Origin of the sequence: Oerskovia paurometabola, from assembly GCF_016907365.1 — a bacterium.
GTDB lineage: Bacteria > Actinomycetota > Actinomycetes > Actinomycetales > Cellulomonadaceae > Oerskovia > Oerskovia paurometabola.
Genome location: NZ_JAFBBV010000001.1, coordinates 154,614 through 172,930, shown reverse-complemented (window position 1 = coordinate 172,930; position 18,317 = coordinate 154,614). Strand labels below are relative to the sequence as shown.

The following is an 18,317-nucleotide window of genomic DNA, read 5'->3' as shown; positions in this document are numbered from 1 at the left end:
TCGTTCGACAAGACGGTGACGGCGCGGAGGGTGGTGCCCCGCTCGGCCTCTCTCGCGGGACTCGGCCTCTCGCGCCAGGACCAGGGTAGACGTACCGGTCGCTGCACGACATATCATGACAGGCTCGGCGTCGTGGAACCCGGGTTTGACCCGAGGGGGGTCCGCGGCGTAACGTCAGACAGCCGTTCCAGGTACTTTCGCGCGCCCTCACGGGGGCGAATCCACGGACTGATCGTGGCGGGTACACGGGCGGCTGGGGTGCAGAACTGCATCCCTTCCAGCTGTAGCACTGCATCGTCGAGGACATAGACGGTGTACCTCCCCGACGTTCTTGGAGTACCTCGTGAGCAAGCGGACTTTCCAGCCGAACAACCGGCGCCGTGCGAAGACCCACGGTTTCCGGCTGCGTATGCGCACCCGCGCCGGCCGCGCCATCCTGGCAGCCCGTCGTCGCAAGGGCCGCGCCGAGCTCTCTGCCTGACAGCAGGTGCTACCCGCGGCGCACCGCTTGCGCCGTTCCGTAGATTTTGAACGGGCGGTGCGAAGTGGCGTGCGCGCGGGACGATCGACCGTGGTGGTTCATCTCTCCCAAGACCCTGGGGGCGACGAGCCACCACAGGTCGGTTTTGTCGTTTCCAAGGCCGTGGGCAACGCCGTGCACCGGAACAAGGTGAAGCGGCGCCTGCGCGCCGCGTCTTCGGCGTACCTCGACGCACTGCCGCCACGGTCCCGTGTCGTCGTGCGGGCTCTTCCGGCCTCGTCCGACAGCGACTACGCCCGGCTCGACCAGGACCTCGCGTCCTGCATCAAGCGCGCCGTCGCCCAGTGGGACCGTCGATCGGCCGACGCATGAGCGCCACGGTCCAGGCCGAACCTGCTGGGATCAGCTCACCGGGCTGGATCGCCCGGTCGTGGCGGTTCGTCCAGCGGATCCCGCTGCTCGTGCTGGTGGGACTCATCAGGGCGTACCAGAGCGTCATCTCACCGATGACAGGTCCCACCTGCAAGTACTACCCCTCGTGCTCGCAGTACGCGCTCGTCGCGATACGACGGCACGGTGTGCTGCGAGGCGTACGGCTCGCCGTCTGGCGGCTGCTGAGGTGCAACCCCTGGAGCAAGGGCGGCGTCGACGACGTCCCCGAGGCGCTGAGGAAGCACTCGCACTAGTCCTCCTGCCGGCGACGCCGGTCAGGACCCAGTTTGTTGAAGGTTAGGGAGTAGTACGGATGGACTTCTTCGCGTTCCTCGCGCCGATCGAATGGGTCGTGGCGTGGATCATGTACCTGTGCCACCAGGGGCTCGTGTTCCTGGGCATGGGCGACGGCCCCGGGCTCGGCTGGGTCTTCTCGATCGTCGGCCTCGTGATCATCATCCGTATCCTGCTGATCCCGCTCTTCTTCAAGCAGATCAAGGCCTCTCGTGGCATGCAGATGCTGCAGCCCGAGATGCAGGCCATCCAGAAGAAGTACAAGGGCAAGTCCGACCCGGCGTCCCGCGAGGCCATGAGTCGCGAGACCATGGAGCTCTACAAGAAGCACGGCACCAACCCGTTCGCGTCGTGCCTGCCGATCCTGCTCCAGTCGCCGATCTTCTTCGCACTCTTCCGCGTGCTCAACGGCCTGGTGCCGATCTCCAACGGTGATGCCAAGGCCATCGGTCCGATCGACGCGAGCGTCGCGAGCGACATCGAGAGCTCGTCGCTGTTCGGGGCGCACCTCTCGGACATCTTCCTCAAGACCGACGACATGCAGGCGAAGATCGTCATCGGCGTCCTCATCGTCGCGATGTGTGCCACGACCTTCTTCACGCAGCGCCAGCTGACCATGAAGAACATGCCGAAGTCGGCGCTCGAGGGCCCCATGGCGTCGACGCAGAAGATGATGCTCTACGTCTTCCCCTTCATCTTCGCGGTCTCCGGCGTGAACTTCCCCGTGGGTGTCCTCGTCTACTGGACCACGACGAACCTCTGGTCCATGGGCCAGCAGTTCTACACGATCAAGCGCATGCCCGCTCCGGGATCCGAGGCCGAGCGCCTCATGAAGGAGCGCAAGGCTCGCAAGGCCGCAGCCAAGGGCATCGTCGAGGAGGCGGCTCCGGTCATCGAGCAGCCCCGCGGCCAGCGTCAGCAGCCCAAGCGCAAGGACCGCCAGAAGCCAGGCACGCCTCGCGTCATCAACGGAACGACGGCTCCGTCTGCCGAGGTCAACGATGCCCCGGTCAACGATGCCCCGGTCGATGGTGAGACCGACGGTCCGGCCAAGGGGACCGGCAAGGGTTCCCCGAAGCCGAAGCAGCCGAAGAAGTAGCCCCAGTCCTGTTCCGAGAGCGCCGAGGTTCCTTCGAGACCCCGGGGTTCTCATGACCCCAAGGAGTCAGCAATGTCGTCGACCGACGCACCCGCTGCCGAAGACCACGCACCCGACGAGATGACGCGTCTCGAGGAGGAAGGCGAAGTCGCAGCGGACTACCTCGAGGAGTTCCTCGACATCGCCGACCTCGACGGCGACATCGACATCGACATCGACCACGGGCGCGCAGCACTCGAGATCGTCGCCGACGAGCCGACCTCGTTGCGGCACCTGGTGGGCAAGGAGGGGGAGGTCCTGGACGCGCTCCAGGAGCTGACGCGGCTCGCGGTTCAGGCGCGGACCGGCGAGCGCAGTCGGCTCATGCTCGACATCGCTGGCTTCCGTGCGCAGCGCAAGATCGAGCTGACCGAGCTCGCGACCAAGGCGATCGCGAAGGTGCGCGAGTCGGGTACCGAGCTGTCGATGGAGCCGCTCAATGCCTTTGAGCGCAAGGTCGTCCACGACGTCGTCGCCGCAGCCGGTTTGAGCAGTGACTCGCGAGGCACGGACCCGGAGCGCTACGTCGTGATCCGTCCCGCTGAGGTTTCCTGACCTCCTTCGTCTCGTCCCCCGCAGCGGCCCGGTGTTTCACGTGAAACACCGGGCCGCTGTGTTTTGTGGGCCGTGTGTCGCCCGATGAGTTCATGTGAAGCCAAGATCGTTGTCAGGACGGGCGTCGCAAGATGACCGGCGCCTTGCGTCCCCCCGCAGGGGAGCGTGGCCGCAGCCTGAGGTGCCCCCGGCTGTCGATCTGGCGCGCCGTGGCCGATGCACTGACGGCTGTCTACAAGGTCGGGACGCGGGAAGAGGCACGGGCCCATGCCGTGACGGTGGGACTGCACAGCGCCCCGAGCAGGACAGCAGCACGGCCTGATGACGACCCACGAGCTGGTTGCCGGTAGGCGAGGCGGTCCCTGGGGTGTGACCGTCAGTGCCTGACGATCTCCCGTCGCCTGCCGGTCGCGGGACGACCAGGTTCGACGCTCGGTCGGCCCGCCTCGAGGTTCGCTCCGGAGGTCGCCACGGGTCGGGGCATGAGAAGCGCGTATCGCTCGTCGAGCATCGCGGAGGTCTCTGATCCCCGAGACGCAGCCGCAGTCGACGGCTTGTCGCCTGAGGCGCGTTGACGGTTCTGCCGGGAATCGCCGCGCTCGGCGGGCGGGGGGGGCGAGGGTGCCCGGGGATCGGGTCGCCAGCGGTACGTGGAGGTTCACGGCGTGGGGGCTGATTGCACCGCCCATCCACCCCAGCTCGCGCACAGGTTCCACCGTCCTGTGCGAGATCCGGTGGTCGTTGGCACAGCGAGTTCTCGGGGCCGCGCCCTGCCCATCGCTACGCCTCCGGCTGCATCGAGACCGCCTCGGCTCGACGTGTTGCCGGCCTCGCCGGGCATCGCACCACAGCCGTGCGAGACGTGACACCATGGACCCGGACCGTTCGGCATCGTCCGACGTCCCCTGGGAGCTTGAGCACCGAAAGAGGAGTAGATGACCCACGAGATGAGCGACGCCGTCGAGGGCAGTGTTTCACGTGAAACACTCGCCGACTCTCCAGAAGTCCAGGCGTACTTCGGTGCGGCGTACCCGCTTGTCGCCCGCTTCGCAGACCTGCTGCACGACCAGGGGGAGCTGCGTGGGCTGATCGGTCCGCGGGAGGTCTCGCGCATCTGGGAGCGGCACATCCTCAACTCCGCAGCGGTGGTCCAGTTTCTTCCTGTGACCGGCACGATCGCCGACATCGGTTCCGGTGCGGGCCTTCCCGGGATCGTCATTGCGGTGATGCGCCCCGACGCAGAGGTTCTCCTGATCGAGCCGATGGAACGACGCTGCGCGTGGCTGTCCGAGGTCGTCGAGGACCTCGGACTCTCCAACGTCGAGATCAAGCGAGGGCGCGCCGAGGAGTATCACGGCGCCTTCCAATGTGACGCAGTGACCTCGCGTGCTGTTGCCGCCCTTGAGAAGCTGGCGCGCATGTCCCTTCCCTTGGTGGAGCGTGGCGGGGAGATGGTCGTCCTCAAGGGGCGCAATGTGGCGCAGGAGATCGAGCCGGCGCGCAAGGTGCTCCGCAAGTACAAGACGGAAGAGCCGGAGATTCTCGAAGCGTCGAGTGTTGACGGCGTCGAGCCGACAACCGTGCTCCGAATCCGGCGCACGCCTGCTCAGGTTTGAACGGTGCCCCTAGGGCCCTTCGCGACGTGACCCCGAGTCCGCCACGTGGAAGTCACGGTGAGTGGAGACCAGGGGGAGGAGTGCACCGCATAGGGTGGCAGAGCCCCGGGTCCCGACGGTGAGACTCGGTGACGACACGCGTCCGGCGGTCCATGAATGAGGCTGTGGTGGGGCGCATGCTGGAGTAGGTCAAGTGAGGGAGATGGGCGTGACTGAGAGTTCCGACCAGCAGCAGGACATCCCGTTCGAGAGTCGGGACATGACGTATCTCGCGAGCGTTTCACGTGAAACATCCGAGGGCTACCCGTCGGACGCCGCGTTCGACGAGAGCCGGCGCGAGGAACTGATGGCGAGCCTCCCCGAGATGGATGACGACACCCCCCTCGCGGCGCAGCTCACGATTGATGCCCGTCGCCGGATCGATCTCCACGGACGACGCTTCCCGCGTCCGGCTTCGACACGGGTCATCACCATCGCCAACCAGAAGGGCGGCGTCGGTAAGACGACGACGACCGTCAACCTGGCAGCCGGGCTGGCGCAGGCTGGGCTCAACGTGCTGGTGATCGACAACGACCCGCAGGGCAATGCATCCACTGCTCTCGGGGTCGAGCATCGTGCGGGTACACCTTCGGTCTACGAAGTTCTGGTCGATGGCGCGCCACTTTCTTCAGCAGTCCAGCAGTGCCCAGACCTTCCGACGTTGTGGTGCGTGCCCGCGACGATCGATCTGTCGGGGGCGGAGATCGAGCTGGTCTCGCTGGTTTCACGTGAAACACGGCTGCGGAAGGCGGTCGACGACTTCCTGGAGGAGCGTGTCGCCCAAGGCCTGGAGCCGATCGACTACGTCCTCGTCGACTGCCCGCCGAGTCTCGGTCTGCTGACCGTGAATGCCTTCGTGGTCGGGCGCGAGGTGCTGATCCCCATCCAGTGCGAGTACTACGCCCTCGAGGGGCTCAGCCAGCTCCTGAAGACCATCGAGCTCATCAAGGCGCACCTGAACCCGCGGCTGCACGTCTCCACGATCCTGCTCACGATGTACGACGGTCGCACCAACCTCGCGCAGCAAGTCGCCGCAGAGGTGCGTGAACACTTCCCCGAGCAGACCCTCAAGACGTCTATCCCGCGCTCGGTGAGGATCTCCGAGGCCCCCAGCCACGGTCAGAGTGTCATCACCTACGACCCGAGCTCCACGGGCGCTCTCGCCTACCTTGAGGCTGCACGCGAGGTCGCGGATCGCGGCCGCCCTGAACCCTTGCCTGTCCCTACCGTCGACGGAGCGTCTCGCAACGTCTCACGGCAGAACTACCTCGCCGAGCGATGGGCAGTGCTGCCTAGCTACCAGGAGGATGCACGATGAGTGAGAAGCGCCGTGGGCTCGGTCGTGGTCTCGGAGCATTGATTCCGACCAGTCCTGAGCGTGAACGTCCGGTGGACGTCTTCTTCCCCTCCGCGCCGCGTGTGGCGGAGTCCAGCTCCCCCGCTAGTCCGGACTCCGGGGGAGGGGAGACTGAGGAATCCGGTGCTCCCGTGCTGACCATCGAGCGCACGGATGCCGACTCGCCGGCCTCGCTCGGGGGCGTCGACGAGGTGGATCTCGTCGCGCTCACCAGCACGAGCACCGAGCAGGGGGTGGCACGGGCCGAGACATCCTCGTCGGTCGAAGCGACCGGAGGCGACAGCGAGCCCACCAAGGCTGACGACACGCCGGCCGACGTTTCACGTGAAACACGTACGACGGAGACGACGGACGCTTCGACCGAGCCGGCACCGGCCGACCTCGTGCCGGTGCCGGGGGCGACGTTCGCAGAACTCCCCGTGGGGCTGATCCGGGCGAACTCTCGTCAGCCACGCACCGTCTTCGACGAGGGCGAGCTCGACGAGCTCGTCGGCTCCATCAGGGAGATCGGCGTCCTGCAGCCCGTCGTCGTCCGCCGCGACCCCGAGAACCCCGGGGGCTACGAGCTCATCATGGGCGAGCGGCGTTGGCGAGCGACCCAGGCAGCGGGCCTGGACGTCATTCCGGCGATCATTCGCGAGACGGACGACGCTGACCTCCTGCGCGACGCGCTTCTCGAGAACCTGCACCGTAGTGCGTTGAACCCGTTGGAGGAGGCTGCGGCATACCGCCAGCTGCTCGACGACTTCGGCTGCACGCACGAGGAGCTGGGTACACGCATCTCCCGGAGCAGGTCGCAGATCTCCAACACGCTGCGCCTGCTGCGTCTGCCGCCACTGGTCCAGCGTCGAGTGGCGGCCGGAGTTCTCTCCGCCGGGCACGCCCGTGCGCTGCTCGGTCTGACGGATGGTGCGGAGATCGAACGCCTCGCTCAGCGCATCGTCTCCGAAGGGCTCTCTGTGCGAGCCACGGAGGAGATCGTCGCTCTCGGGGGACTGGATGCGAAGCGTCCTGTGGAGCGCACGCCGAGACCGGGCCAGCGCAGTGCGGCGATCGACGAGCTGGCATCCCGACTCTCGGACCGCTTCGAGACGCGCGTCAAGGTCGACCTCGGGAAGAACAAGGGCCGGCTGACGGTCGAGTTCGCGTCGGTCGAGGACCTCAACAGGATCCTCGACCTCATGGCACCCCAGGATCCGGGCCTGCTGCGCCGGTAGGTGCCACTCGGGCAGACCCCCGACGTTCCACGTGAAACATCGGCCCCGGTGAGCAGCTGCTCATCGGGGCCGATGACGTTCGTCGAGGAAGAAGCGGTCAGCGCTGGGAACCCTGACGCACCGCGCTCTGCGTCACGATCGCGCGGTAGAGGTCCCCTAGATCGCGCCCCGCAGCATGAACTGCCTGCGGGAACAACGAGGTCTCCGTCATCCCGGGCGCGACGTTGACCTCGAGGAAGTGCGGAACGCCGTCGGCGTCGACGATGAGGTCCGATCGCGAGAGGTCACGCAGGCCCAGAGCGAGGTGGGCGCGGACCGCCGTCTCCTCGACGCGCGCAGCGACGTCGGGAGCCAGTCGGGCGGGGGCGTAGTAGCTGGTGCGGCCCGGGTTGTAGCGGGCGTCGTAGTCGTAGGTGCCCTCGGTCACGATCTCGACTGCTGGGAGCGCCTCGGGGCCGTCCGGACCGTCCACGACGCTCACGGCGATCTCGGTGCCTTCGACGGCACGCTCGATGAGGGCGATGTCGCCGTAGGAGAAGCAGTCGACCATCGCACGAGGCAGGTCCTCGGGACGGCGGACGAGCGTGACGCCCAGCGCGGAGCCCCCTCTGGTCGGCTTCACGACGAGGGGGAGCCCCAGGCGACCGACGATGGCGTCGAGCACAGGCTGAGCGCCGAGCTCGCGGAAGAGGCTCTGGGGGAGAGTCACGTAGTCCGGGGTCGAGAGGCCCGCGCCCAGCACGACGTTCTTGGCGATGGGCTTGTTCCAGGCGGCTCGCGATGCCCGGGGACCGGTCCCTACGTAGTCGAGGGAGAGCAGTTCGAGGACGTCGCGGATCGAGCCGTCCTCCCCGCTCGCGCCGTGCAGAAGCGGCCAGACGACGTCGGGCTTCTCCTCGGCGAGGAACGGGAGGAGGGACGCATCGACGTCGTGCACCGTCACCTCGAGGCCTGCACCACGCAGGGCGTCGGCGACACGGCGCCCCGAGCGGAGCGAGACGTCGCGCTCGTGCGACAGCCCCCCCGCGAGAACGGCAACTCGTTCGACAGGGCGCGGTTCGTTCTTCGAAGCGCCCCCGTCCCGCGAGGCGGGGTGATCGGCCGGCGCGAGCTCGGCGACGTCCTCGGTGACGGTCTGTGATTCCGCAGCGGTACCCACGGTCTTGGTCCTCTCGACGTTCAGCAGGTTTCTCACGCGGGCAGGGGTGGCGCTCACGCGAGGTTGGGGCCAGGGTTCTCGACGTCGGACAGGTCCGGGTCCTGGGCGCCGGAGGTGCCGAAGAGGTCCACGAGCTCGCGCTCGGCAGAGACGACCCCGGCGAACCGCCGGACTCCCTCCCTGATACGCTCCGGCGTCGGGAAGCAGTAGGAGAGACGGACGTGGTCCGCGCCCGTCCCGTCGGCATAGAACGCCGTCCCCGGGACATAGGCGACGCGGGCCGTCACCGCGCGGGGGAGCATGGACCGCGCGTCGAGCCCGTCCGGAAGCTTGACCCAGGTGTAGAACCCGCCGTTCGGGACGTTCCAGGAGGCAGACGGGAGGTGCTCCGAGAGGGCCCCGATCATGGCGTCGCGTCGTTCCCGGTAGAGCTCGCGGAACTGCTTGATCTGGCCCTGCCAGTCACAGGTGTCGAGGTAGGTCGCGATCGCGAGCTGCGAGGCGTTCGAGGGGCACAGGATCGCCGACTCGCTGGCGAGCACGAGCTTCTCTCGGACGGCGTGCGGGGCGACCACCCACCCGACCCGGTAGCCGGGAGCGAACGTCTTGGAGAAGGAGCCCAGGTAGAGGACCCCCTGGTCGTCGAGCGAGCGCATCGCGGGCAGCGGGTCGCCGTCGAAGCCGAGCAGACCGTAGGGGTTGTCCTCGATCACGAGCACCCCGAACCGCTGGGCGATCTCGAGGATGCGGGGCCGCCGCTCGACCGAGAGCGTCACGCCGGCAGGGTTGTGGAAGTTGGGAACGGTGTAGAGGAGCTTGACGCGCCGACCCTCGGCGGCCAGCCGGGTGAGGGTCTCCTCGAGGGCCTCGGGGATCAGACCGTGCTCGTCGAGCGGGACGTGGACGATGTCGGCCTGGTAGGACCGGAAGACGCCGAGGGCCCCCACGTAGCTGGGTGCCTCAGCGACGATGACGTCGCCCGGGTCGATGAAGATGCGCGTCACGAGGTCGAGAGCCTGCTGGGATCCCGTGGTGACCACGACGTCGTCCGGGTGGCAGTCGATGCCCTCGAGGCGCACGACGTCGACGATCTTCTCGCGCAGCGACTCGTCGCCCTGGCCCGAGCCGTACTGCAGCGCTGTGGTGCCGCGCGTCGCGACGAGCTTCTGCATCGCATCCGCGATCACGTCGAGGGGAAGTCCCTCGAGGTAGGGCATGCCGCCCGCGAGCGAGACGACCTCGGGGCGATTCGCGACCGCGAAGAGGGCGCGAATCTCCGACGCTCGCATGCCGTGGGCGCGCTCGGCGTAGGCGCCGAACCACGGGTCGAGGCGGGTGCCGCCCGAGGCGGCAGGCTGAGCGGGGTGCGTCGGTGTCGTGCTCACGCTCCCCAGTCTCCCACGGCGGATCGGTGGAAACCGTGAAGGGGCCGCTGACCGGACGACGGCAGGGAGCCTGTGGGGCCAGCCCTTCACCGGCCGGCCCGGGTGACGGACAGACCGTCCCGACCAGATGCCTCCGGCGGCGAGCCCAGACGCCGGAGGGGCGGTCGGTCCGGTGGACCGACCGCCCCTCCGGGGCGATGCCCGCAGATCGCGGCGGGCGAGAGCGTCAGGCGATGAGTGCGTCGATCTCCTCGGCGAGGATGCGCTTGGGCCGTCCTCCCACGATCGACTTCACGAGCTCACCACCGGAGTAGAAGTTGAGCGTGGGGATCGAGATCACGCCGTACGCCGCGGTGATCGCGGGGTTCTCGTCGGAGTCGAGCTTGGCGATCTTGACCTTGCCGGCGTACTCGCCGGCCAGCTCCTCGAGGATCGGGGCGATCTGCAGGCACGGCCCGCACCAGGTGGCCCAGAAGTCCACGATGACGGGGATGTTCGACTCCAGGACCTCGGACTTGAAGGTGTCGTCGGTGACCTTGACGGTGTTGCTCATCGGATCTCCTCCAGTGCGCGGGGCAGCTCGTCGGGGGCGGGGGACTCGGGCGTGCCGGCGATCTCGGGGAGCCCCTCGGCGTCCTCGATCGCGTCGACGAGCTCGGTGAGGTAGCGCTGGGCGTCGAGCGCCGCAGAGCAGCCCGAGCCGGCCGCGGTGATGGCCTGGCGGTACGTGTGGTCGACCGCGTCGCCGCACGCGAACACGCCCTCGAGGTTGGTCGCGGTGGTGCGTCCGACGACCTGGATGTAGCCGTCGTCGTCCAGGTCGATCTGCCCCTTGACGAGCTCGGAGCGGGGGTCGTGCCCGATCGCGACGAACAGGCCGGTCGCGTCGATCGAACGCTCCTCACCCGTGAGGGTGTCGCGCAGCGTGAGCGACTCGACCTTGTTCTCGCCGTGGATCCCGACGACCTCGCTGTTCCAGGCGAACTCGATCTTGGGGTCGGCCTTGGCCCGGTCGGCCATGATCTTCGAGGCGCGGAGCTCGCCACGACGGTGCACCATCGTGACCTTCGACGCGAAGCGGGTCAGGAAGGTGGCCTCCTCGACGGCGGAGTCTCCGCCGCCGACGACCACGATGTGCTGGTCGCGGAAGAAGAAGCCGTCGCACGTCGCGCACCAGGAGACGCCGCGGCCGGAGAGTCGCTTCTCGTCCTCCAGGCCCAGCTCGCGGTACGCCGAGCCGGTCGCGAGGATCACTGCACGAGCCGTGTAGGTCTCACCGTTCCCGGTGACGACCGTCTTGACCGGGCCGTCGAGCCGGAGCTCGATCGCGTCGTCCCACTCGACCTGCGCACCGAAGCGCTCGGCCTGCTTCTGCAGGTTGTCCATGAGCTCGGGGCCCATGATGCCGTCGGGGAACCCAGGGAAGTTCTCGACCTCGGTCGTGTTCATCAGAGCGCCACCCGCGGTGATCGAACCCGCCAGGACCAGGGGCTCGAGGCCCGCACGCGCGGCGTACACGGCGGCCGTGTACCCGGCGGGGCCCGAACCCACGATGATGACGTTCCGCGGGGCGGTCGTGGGGGTCTGTTCCGTCACGTGTACTCCTCAGTGGTGGGTGGTGCACCGGGTCCAACGCCGAGCGGCGTCGTTCTGTTCCGAGGGCACCGTCGGTCGGTGGGCCGATGGATGGTCGACACCGACGTCGTGGCTGAGCACCCCGAAGGGTGCGGCCACGACGTCAGTAGACCGTGATCTCGTTGAGCTCGACGCGGAACTTGCCGTCACCGTTCGTCGGGAGCTCCGTGATGTACAGGACGAACGTGCTGCCTTCGGTCGCGGGGTCGAGCGTGAGCTCGACGGTGTCCGAGAACGTCCCCGATGCGAGGACGTCGCCACCCGTGGGCGCGTCGTCGGTGACGGCTCGGACCTCGACGCGGCCACCCGTGTTGTTCGTGTCGAGCACGATGCGCTGGACGGTCGCTTCGTCGTCGAGCGTGAACGTGTAGCCCGTCTTGGTCTTGTTGCCGCCGAACGCCGCCGTGTTGTACGAGTAGGTGTACCAGAACGTCGTCGGGTCGCCGTCGACCGCGAGGGGCACGGACTCGGGCTTCTCGCCGACGTCGTCCGGGTTCGCGACGTCCGGGTCCAGCAGACCGCCTGCGGCGATCGGGAGGGGCTCGGTGTTCACCGGCACCTCGCCGTCGTCGGGGGCCGTCTCGGGGGCCTGGGAGCCGGTCGAGGACGATCCACCCTGAGCCGATCCCGGGGTGAGGACGGCGCCGAAACCGCCGAGACCGGACTTCACGCCCCAGACGACGGCGGCGATCACCAGGAGGAGCACGACGGGCATGATGATCCAGGTGCTCTTCACGCTGGTCTTCTTGGCGCTCGTCGTCGCGAAGGGACCGGTCCGCGGTCCGGTCGCGGGGTCGACGGCGGGACCCTGCCCGGTGGGCTGCGCCGTGACCGGGGCGACCGGCGGGGGCGGTGGGGCCGTCGGGTGAGACCCCGTCGGGGGCTGCTGCTGGTAGGCGACCTGGGTCGGGTAGGCGCCCGTCGTCGGGGCGGACGATGCCGCGTAGGCGACGGGGGCGTCGGCGTAGGTAGGCGCGGGGTAGCTGGCACCGTCAGGGAGCGCGGAGGCGCCCGCGAGGGGCACGCGGTGGATCCGCCCGGTCGTGGGCCGGTGGAAGGGGACCGCGGGGGGCGGAGTGCCTGGCGGTGTCGAGAGCGGGACGTCGAACGCGCTCCGGATGGACTGCCGGCTGACCCGGTTCGGCGCGGTCGGGGCGGGCGGCTGGACGAACGTCGGGAGAGCGGCGACGACGGACAGCGCCCCCCAGGGCTCGAGGGCGCTCACCAGGTCGGCCGGCGACGAGGGCGGTGCTGCGAGGCTGTCGAACTCCTGGGTGTCGTCGTTCGTCGACCCGCCACCGTCTGTGCCTGCCCGGGTGGGCGAGGCCTCTGCGTCGGCGAAGACCTTGGTGCACAGGTCCGACAGGTCCGTCGGTGCCCCAGGGACGAGCGTTGACAACGGGAGCACTCCTGCCGCGTCGCGCTGGGCGGGGAGCGGGTGGACCGAGTCAGGACTGATCCAGGGCACGTCGAGGCTGGGTCCCGCCCAGCGCGCTGTCATCGCGTAGTACAGCAGCGCGACGAGGCCGAGGGTGTCGGCTCGTGAGGTCTCGTCGGCGTCGTGCTGGTCCTGTCCGCTGATGCCCGCGTCGAGCCCGAGGCCCGTCACGACGACGCGGTCCCCGTCGACCCGCAGGGCTTCCGGTCGTAGTGCCAGGTGGTGGACGCCGCGCCGGCGGGCGACCTCGAGCGCGGCCGCAGCCTCGCCGACGATGGCGCGCGCCTGCTGGGCGTCGACGATCCCGCCCGCCACGACCTCGGACAGGGTGATCCCGGCGAACGGCTCGGTGATGACGTAGGCGACACCGTCGTCGGTCCCGACGTCGAGCACCCGGGTCAGTCGCGGGTCGGCGACGAGCGCGGCCCGGCGGGCCGAGTCGATGGCCTCTGCGACGTGCTCGCCGGCGAGCAGCGAGACCCGCACGGAACGGTTCAGGACCGAGTCGTGCGCGGACCAGGCGGTGACGTCGACCAGGTCGCTCGCCAGCCGTTCACCCAGCAGGTAGCGGCCCACCAGTGTCGTGCCGGGTCCTGCTGCGGTCACCTGCCCACCTCGAACTTTCTTGCCGTCGACATCTTCCCCCCACATGGTACGGGCGTCCTCTAACTCGTGGTCGGGCGTCGCCGCCCGAGCTTGCGGAGCAACGGGTCGGCGAGCTGATCGAGCTCGCGGACCCGCATGACCTTGAGGCCGCCGATGTACACGGCGGTCATGACGATCCCGACGACTGTAGTGACCACAGCAGCCCGCAGCCACGAGAGTCCGTAGAGGTCTCCGAAGAGCTGGAGGACCCCCCAGCCGATCCCGGCGCTGACCCCGGCCGCGAGGGCGGTCTTGACGTGCATCCGCACGATCCGGAAGGCGTCGAGACCATGGAGCTTGCGTCGAAGTCCCGCGGTCCGCAGCAGGACGGCGACGACGTTGGACAGCGACATCGCCGCCCCGACCCCGACGACCCACCACACGGGGTCGAGCGTGCGGGTCGCGAGCCAGGCGACCCCGACGAGCGCGATCGTCGCCGGCACCTGGATCCAGAAGACCGTCTTGCCGTCCTCGTAGGCGTAGTACACCCACTTCATGAGGACCATCCCACCCAGCGGCACGAGGCCGAAGGCCATGGCGACGAGGATCTGACTGACCGCCACGGCGCTCGACGGCGTGACGTTGATGAGCAGGAGCTTGGTGATCGGCAGGGCGAGGATCGCGAAGACGGCCGTGGCGAACACCGTGAACACACCCACGGTCCGCACCCCGCGCGAGAGGTCGTGCCGCACCCGTGCGAAGTCGCCCGCGCCCGCGGCGGCGCTCATCCCGGTGAACAGGGCCGTCGCGATCGAGACCGTCACGAGCGAGTGCGGCAACAGGTAGATCATGAGCGCCTGCGTGTAGGCGGCGTTGCCCGCGACGGCGAAGGCCTCGGGGGCGCCCGTGACCACGCCGGTCACGACGCCGTTCGTCAGGGGGTCGCCGTCGTAGGCACCGAAGGTCTCGCGCAGCGCGGCCGCAGGTGCGCTCGAGGCGAACTGGGTCGTGAACAGGACGCCGATCTGCTCGAGCATGACCGCGCCGAACGTCCAGATCGCGACCTGTCCGGCGGAGCGCAGCCCGATGCCGCGCATCCCGAGCCGGAAGTGCCAGCGGAACCCCGCGCGCCACAGGGGCACGAGGAGGATGAGGGCCTGCGACGCGACCCCGAGGGTCGCGGTCCCGGCGAGGACGGCGATCTTGGTGCCGTCCCAGGTGCCGAGGTCGTCGGCCGCGCCCGTGGCGTACGGCCCGTAGATCGCGATGAAGGCACCGAACCCGACGATCGAGACGATGTTGTTGACGACGGGGGCCCACATGAACGGGCCGAACTGGCCACGCGCGTTGAGGACCTGCCCGAGGAGCGTGTACAGACCGTAGAAGAAGAGCTGCGGGGTGCACCAGAACGCGAACGCGACGGCGAGCGAGAACTGCGCGGAGCCCCAGCCGTCGGTGTAGAGGGTCACGATCACCGCGGCACCCGCGGTGAGGATCAGGCTGAGCCCGAGGAGCAGCACCCCGGACAGGGTCAGGAGCTTGTCGAGACGCTCCTGGGGGTTCTTGGAACGGTAGGCACGGACGATCTGCGGGACGAGGACGGCGTTGAGCACGCCTCCCGCGAGGATCGCGAACAGGACGTTGGGGATCTTGTTGGCGACGTCGAACGCGTCGGCCGCGAGGCCGGTGGTGCCGATCGCGGTGACGAGGAGGACGTTGCGAACGAGTCCGAGGACGCGGGAGACCGCGGTGCCCGAGGCCATGAGCGCCGAGCTGCGGCCGAGGCTGCTCTTCGGGGTGGTGGCCACGGCGGGCTCGCCGGTCGGCGTCTCGGTCTCGTCAGCGGGTTCGACGGGGGCCATGGCGGCGTCGGGACGGGGGCGTCCTGCCCGCGTGGTCCCGGTAGGTCGGAGGTGCTTCACTCGTCGTGCCCTGTCGAGCGGCCCGACGGCGCCGCCGCCCCGTGGGCTCCCGGCACACCCGCCGCGGGCGTCATCTCGGCGACGCGGCGCGGCGACCGGCCGCGTCGGATGGTGCGCCAGATGCCGCCGATCATGAGGAGCGCGACGAGCCCGGCGAAGATCGCGGTCCCCGTGTTCTCCCACTCGGCGCGCACCTGGACGACGAACGCCGAGGAGGGCGAGACGACGGCGCCGGAAGGAACCGCGAGAAGCTCGACCTCGACCTCGACGTCACCGCTGCCGATGGCCTGGACGGGAACCTTGAAGGCGACCTCGGCGCCTGCCGGGACGGGCCCGACCGGGAAGGAGACGACCTTCAGGAGACCGCTGTCGGGACGGAGCGCCACCTGGATCGTGACCGGCTGGTCGAGCGTGTTGCGCACCCAGACGGGGATCTTGCCCGACGTGTTGATCAGGGTGACGTCCAGCTCGCGGGGGACGATCGACACGGCGGACCGGATCAGTGCCGCATCCTTCACCGCGGTGTCCACCGCGACGGTCCGGTCGTCGGGAAGCGACCGGTAGGCGACCGCGGTGGGTACGACGAGGGCGGGCTCCGCTTCCTGGGCGATGGCCGCGGGATCGGCGGTGATCGTGGCGAAGTCCGCCGTCTGGGTCCGGGCGCGCTGGAGCTCGTTCATCTGGGAGACCGGCAGCGTTCCCTCGCTCACCGAGGACTCGGGCAGCGGGGAGCGCGCGACGTCTGGGACCGCCGAGCCGAGGAGGTCGTCGACCGGGGCGACGTCGACCCAGGTCGCCTCTGCCAGGGCATCGAGGACGGACGTGAGGGCGTGAGGGTCCGGGTCCCACGAGCGCGGGAGGGCGACGAGCACGTGTCGAGCCTCGGTCGGTCGCTCGGAGGCTGCCACCGCCAGGTCGGCGAGGAGCCGTTGTGTCGCGTCGGCCGTGGACGGGTCGTCGGCGTCGCGCCCGGCACGGGTCGCGTCCTCGACGTCCTGGGTGAGGGCGGCGTCGGCGACCAGCGCGGTCGCGGGGCCTGCGTCGGTCGGGACGGTGGCCAGGCCGTTCGGGGTGTAGTTCACCGAGCTCTCGGGGGCGAGCCCGTCGCCCCGGACGACCACCAGGGGGGACCCGGACTGGACCGCCGTGCGGACCGTCTGTACGTCGGGGACGTCGTCGGCCGGGTAGACGAGGTCGGTCCGCCACGCGGTATCAGGAGTCGCGCCCCCCGGCAGCGGGGTCGTGGTGGCGGGCAGGAGCGCGCCGACCCGCGCATAGGCGGCGGGGTCCGGGTCGTAGGGTCGCAGGCCGAAGACCGTGCGGCTGGCGGCACCGTCGCGCACCGCCGCAGCCCATGCCTGCGAGTCGGTGTCCGGCGACGTCTCGGCGGCCGCCAGGAGCGAGGGGTCGAGCGCCCACGCGATCTCGGGGACCTGGGCCGTGGCGGACAGGAGCCTGCCCAGCCGTCGGTCGGCTCCCAGAGCCTCGTCCACGGCGCGGACGTCGACGCTCGACGTGGCGGTCCCGGTCGTGCTCGTCAGGGAGAGAGCGGGGCCGGTGACCGGGGCGATCATGCTGACCCGGACCGGGACGGGTGCCTGCGAGTCGCCCCAGAGGAAGAAGGTGCGCAGGACGTCGAGCCGCTCGCCGCCGTCCTCGACCATGACGGAGAGGGGCCGAGGCCCCCACGTCGAGCCCGGCTCCAGGTTGAGGTCGTCGGCGGCCACCTCGAACGTGACCGTGGCGTCCTCGCCCGGTGCGAGCGGGTCGACGTCCTCGGTGGTCATGCGTCCGGCCGGCTGCTGGGAGACGGGGGCGTCGGCCCAGGCCTCGAGGGCGGACCGGGTGCCGACGGGCCGCCAGCTGACGCCGAGCGTGGCACGGGGAGCCTTGAGCCCGTCCTCGGTGCCGTTGTGGATCCGCACGACGATCGTGAGGGTGTCGCCGGGCTGCACCGTGGTCGGCGACATCGACACGAGCGTCGTCGTGACCGTTCCCTCGTCTGCCTCGTCGACCGGGGCCGCCGTGGGGTCCGTGTCGGTGGCGAGGGTGCTCGCCTCGACCGACGTGGCCCGGGCCCCCGTCACGACCTCGGCAGGCGTTGCCGCGAGGGCGGCCGAGGGCAGCACGGCGAGCCCTAGGGCGAGCAACGGCGCGAGGAAGGCTCGCACGTGAGAGCGGGCCGACCGTCGGCTCGGGGCGGGTGGCGTCGTGCCGAGGGCGGTGCGGCCGTCGGTCCGGCGGGGGCCGTTCGCTGCCGGACCGTGCGTCGAGGCGCGGGGCGCGCCACCGGAGAAGTGAAAGCTCATGGGTGGTCGGTCGGGTTCCGTGGGTCGTCGGGTGCCGGCCGGCTGGTACGGACGACGGTGCGAGTCACGGTACCCCGGAAGTGGGCGCTCGTGCGTCGCCCTCGCAGGACGTCGTGCGCAACCGCGGCGAGGCGGCGCTCGTTGGGATAGGACAGGCGGTCGGGCAGGTCCTCGAACGGGACCCAGGCGACGTCCTCGGCCTCGCCGTCGGGGTCGCCCTCGACCGTGAGGTGCCCGCCGGTCGCCCGCAGCAGGAAGTGGTGGACGACCTTGTGCACCCGACGGTCCTCACCGGTGAACCAGTAGTCGATGATCCCGAGCGGGGTCTGGACGGCCCCCGTGATCCCCGTCTCCTCGGCGATCTCCCGGACGGCGGCCTCCTCGGGCGTCTCCGCGCCCTCGAGGTGGCCCTTCGGCAGGCACCACTCGAGCCGACCGCCGCGGTTGCGCCGCGCGATGACCGCGGCCCGGAACAGGCCCTCGAACGTGTCGACGACCAGCCCACCTGCGGAGATCTCCTCGACGACGGGCAGCGGAGCGGGTGGGCTGGCGGACGGGGCGGGACCCCGGTGGGTCTCCGGGTCTCTCCGCAGCGCGTGACCACCGGGCGGCGCTGGTACACCGCGATGGTCCGGAGAGTGCGCTGGGGTGGACATGACCCAACATTACCGAGTGTGGAGTCCGCGCTTGATCTGGCACGCTTGGATGTCGTGCCGACTCCTTCCCAGAACTCTCCCGCCCCCGAGCCTGCCGCG

At 69.6% G+C, this 18,317-nt stretch carries 16 protein-coding genes; 8 read left to right on the top strand and 8 right to left on the bottom strand.

Going from position 1 to position 18,317, the window contains the following annotated elements:
• The first annotated feature begins 343 nt into the window (after positions 1-343).
• The 8 genes from rpmH (at position 344) to JOD48_RS00755 (ending at position 7,129) form a co-directional block, all read left to right on the top strand.
• Positions 344-481: a 50S ribosomal protein L34 gene (rpmH, locus tag JOD48_RS00790; protein ID WP_010849920.1), complete on the top strand. Its 138-nt coding sequence runs from the start codon at positions 344-346 to the stop codon at positions 479-481.
• A gap of 6 nt (positions 482-487) precedes the next feature.
• A complete protein-coding gene (rnpA, locus tag JOD48_RS00785; protein WP_204806752.1) occupies positions 488-853 on the top strand; it encodes a ribonuclease P protein component in 366 nt (121 codons plus the stop codon).
• Positions 850-1,167 (top strand): membrane protein insertion efficiency factor YidD, encoded by a 318-nt coding sequence (gene yidD, locus JOD48_RS00780; RefSeq protein WP_191791233.1) that lies wholly within the window; start codon positions 850-852, stop codon positions 1,165-1,167. Before rnpA ends, yidD begins: the two co-directional genes overlap by 4 nt.
• A gap of 59 nt (positions 1,168-1,226) precedes the next feature.
• Positions 1,227-2,306: a membrane protein insertase YidC gene (gene yidC / locus JOD48_RS00775; protein WP_204806749.1), complete on the top strand. Its 1,080-nt coding sequence runs from the start codon at positions 1,227-1,229 to the stop codon at positions 2,304-2,306.
• Positions 2,307-2,378: 72 nt separating this feature from the next.
• Entirely contained in the window at positions 2,379-2,900 is a 522-nt protein-coding gene (locus JOD48_RS00770; RefSeq protein WP_204806747.1) for a Jag family protein, read from the top strand.
• Between the two features lie 935 nt (positions 2,901-3,835).
• Positions 3,836-4,516 carry a 16S rRNA (guanine(527)-N(7))-methyltransferase RsmG gene (gene rsmG, locus JOD48_RS00765; protein ID WP_225227185.1) on the top strand — a complete coding sequence of 227 codons (681 nt, stop codon included), beginning with the start codon at positions 3,836-3,838 and terminating at the stop codon, positions 4,514-4,516.
• 346 nt (positions 4,517-4,862) lie between these two features.
• Positions 4,863-5,873 (top strand): ParA family protein, encoded by a 1,011-nt coding sequence (locus JOD48_RS00760; RefSeq protein WP_191791261.1) that lies wholly within the window; start codon positions 4,863-4,865, stop codon positions 5,871-5,873.
• On the top strand, positions 5,870-7,129 hold the full coding sequence (locus JOD48_RS00755) for a ParB/RepB/Spo0J family partition protein (protein WP_204806744.1): 1,260 nt from the start codon (positions 5,870-5,872) through the stop codon (positions 7,127-7,129). Before JOD48_RS00760 ends, JOD48_RS00755 begins: the two co-directional genes overlap by 4 nt.
• Positions 7,130-7,226: 97 nt before the next feature.
• Here the strand turns inward: JOD48_RS00755 and JOD48_RS00750 are convergent, their stop codons facing one another.
• The 8 genes from JOD48_RS00750 to JOD48_RS00715 form a co-directional block, all read right to left on the bottom strand.
• A complete protein-coding gene (locus tag JOD48_RS00750) occupies positions 7,227-8,324 on the bottom strand; it encodes a D-alanine--D-alanine ligase family protein (protein ID WP_307823897.1) in 1,098 nt (365 codons plus the stop codon).
• A gap of 17 nt (positions 8,325-8,341) precedes the next feature.
• Positions 8,342-9,673 (bottom strand): aminotransferase-like domain-containing protein, encoded by a 1,332-nt coding sequence (locus JOD48_RS00745; protein ID WP_204806742.1) that lies wholly within the window; start codon positions 9,671-9,673, stop codon positions 8,342-8,344.
• 226 nt (positions 9,674-9,899) lie between these two features.
• The gene (gene trxA, locus JOD48_RS00740) at positions 9,900-10,226 is read right to left on the bottom strand and encodes a thioredoxin (protein WP_204806740.1); all 327 of its coding nucleotides are present in this window, start codon (positions 10,224-10,226) and stop codon (positions 9,900-9,902) included.
• Complete coding sequence (gene trxB, locus JOD48_RS00735) at positions 10,223-11,269, bottom strand: thioredoxin-disulfide reductase (RefSeq protein ID WP_191791228.1); 1,047 nt, start codon at positions 11,267-11,269, stop codon at positions 10,223-10,225. Before trxB ends, trxA begins: the two co-directional genes overlap by 4 nt.
• 142 nt (positions 11,270-11,411) lie before the next feature.
• On the bottom strand, positions 11,412-13,352 hold the full coding sequence (locus JOD48_RS00730; protein WP_204806737.1) for a protein kinase family protein: 1,941 nt from the start codon (positions 13,350-13,352) through the stop codon (positions 11,412-11,414).
• Between the two features lie 59 nt (positions 13,353-13,411).
• On the bottom strand, positions 13,412-15,193 hold the full coding sequence (murJ, locus tag JOD48_RS00725; RefSeq protein WP_204806735.1) for a murein biosynthesis integral membrane protein MurJ: 1,782 nt from the start codon (positions 15,191-15,193) through the stop codon (positions 13,412-13,414).
• A gap of 56 nt (positions 15,194-15,249) precedes the next feature.
• Entirely contained in the window at positions 15,250-17,562 is a 2,313-nt protein-coding gene (locus tag JOD48_RS00720) for a DUF6049 family protein (protein WP_204806732.1), read from the bottom strand.
• Positions 17,559-18,218, bottom strand: coding sequence for an NUDIX hydrolase (locus tag JOD48_RS00715; protein WP_191791224.1), 660 nt, complete (start codon positions 18,216-18,218; stop codon positions 17,559-17,561). The genes JOD48_RS00720 and JOD48_RS00715 overlap by 4 nt, the downstream gene beginning before the upstream one ends.
• Positions 18,219-18,317 lie beyond the last annotated feature (99 nt).

Coding starts and splice junctions, on each gene's coding strand:
- yidD (WP_191791233.1), top strand. CDS start 850: ATGAGCGCCACGGTCCAGGCCGAACCTGCTGGGATCAGCTCACCGGGC.
- yidC (WP_204806749.1), top strand. CDS start 1,227: ATGGACTTCTTCGCGTTCCTCGCGCCGATCGAATGGGTCGTGGCGTGG.
- JOD48_RS00770 (WP_204806747.1), top strand. CDS start 2,379: ATGTCGTCGACCGACGCACCCGCTGCCGAAGACCACGCACCCGACGAG.
- rsmG (WP_225227185.1), top strand. CDS start 3,836: ATGACCCACGAGATGAGCGACGCCGTCGAGGGCAGTGTTTCACGTGAA.
- JOD48_RS00760 (WP_191791261.1), top strand. CDS start 4,863: ATGGCGAGCCTCCCCGAGATGGATGACGACACCCCCCTCGCGGCGCAG.
- JOD48_RS00755 (WP_204806744.1), top strand. CDS start 5,870: ATGAGTGAGAAGCGCCGTGGGCTCGGTCGTGGTCTCGGAGCATTGATT.
- trxA (WP_204806740.1), bottom strand. CDS start 10,226: ATGAGCAACACCGTCAAGGTCACCGACGACACCTTCAAGTCCGAGGTC.
- murJ (WP_204806735.1), bottom strand. CDS start 15,193: ATGGCCCCCGTCGAACCCGCTGACGAGACCGAGACGCCGACCGGCGAG.
- JOD48_RS00720 (WP_204806732.1), bottom strand. CDS start 17,562: ATGAGCTTTCACTTCTCCGGTGGCGCGCCCCGCGCCTCGACGCACGGT.
- JOD48_RS00715 (WP_191791224.1), bottom strand. CDS start 18,218: ATGTCCACCCCAGCGCACTCTCCGGACCATCGCGGTGTACCAGCGCCG.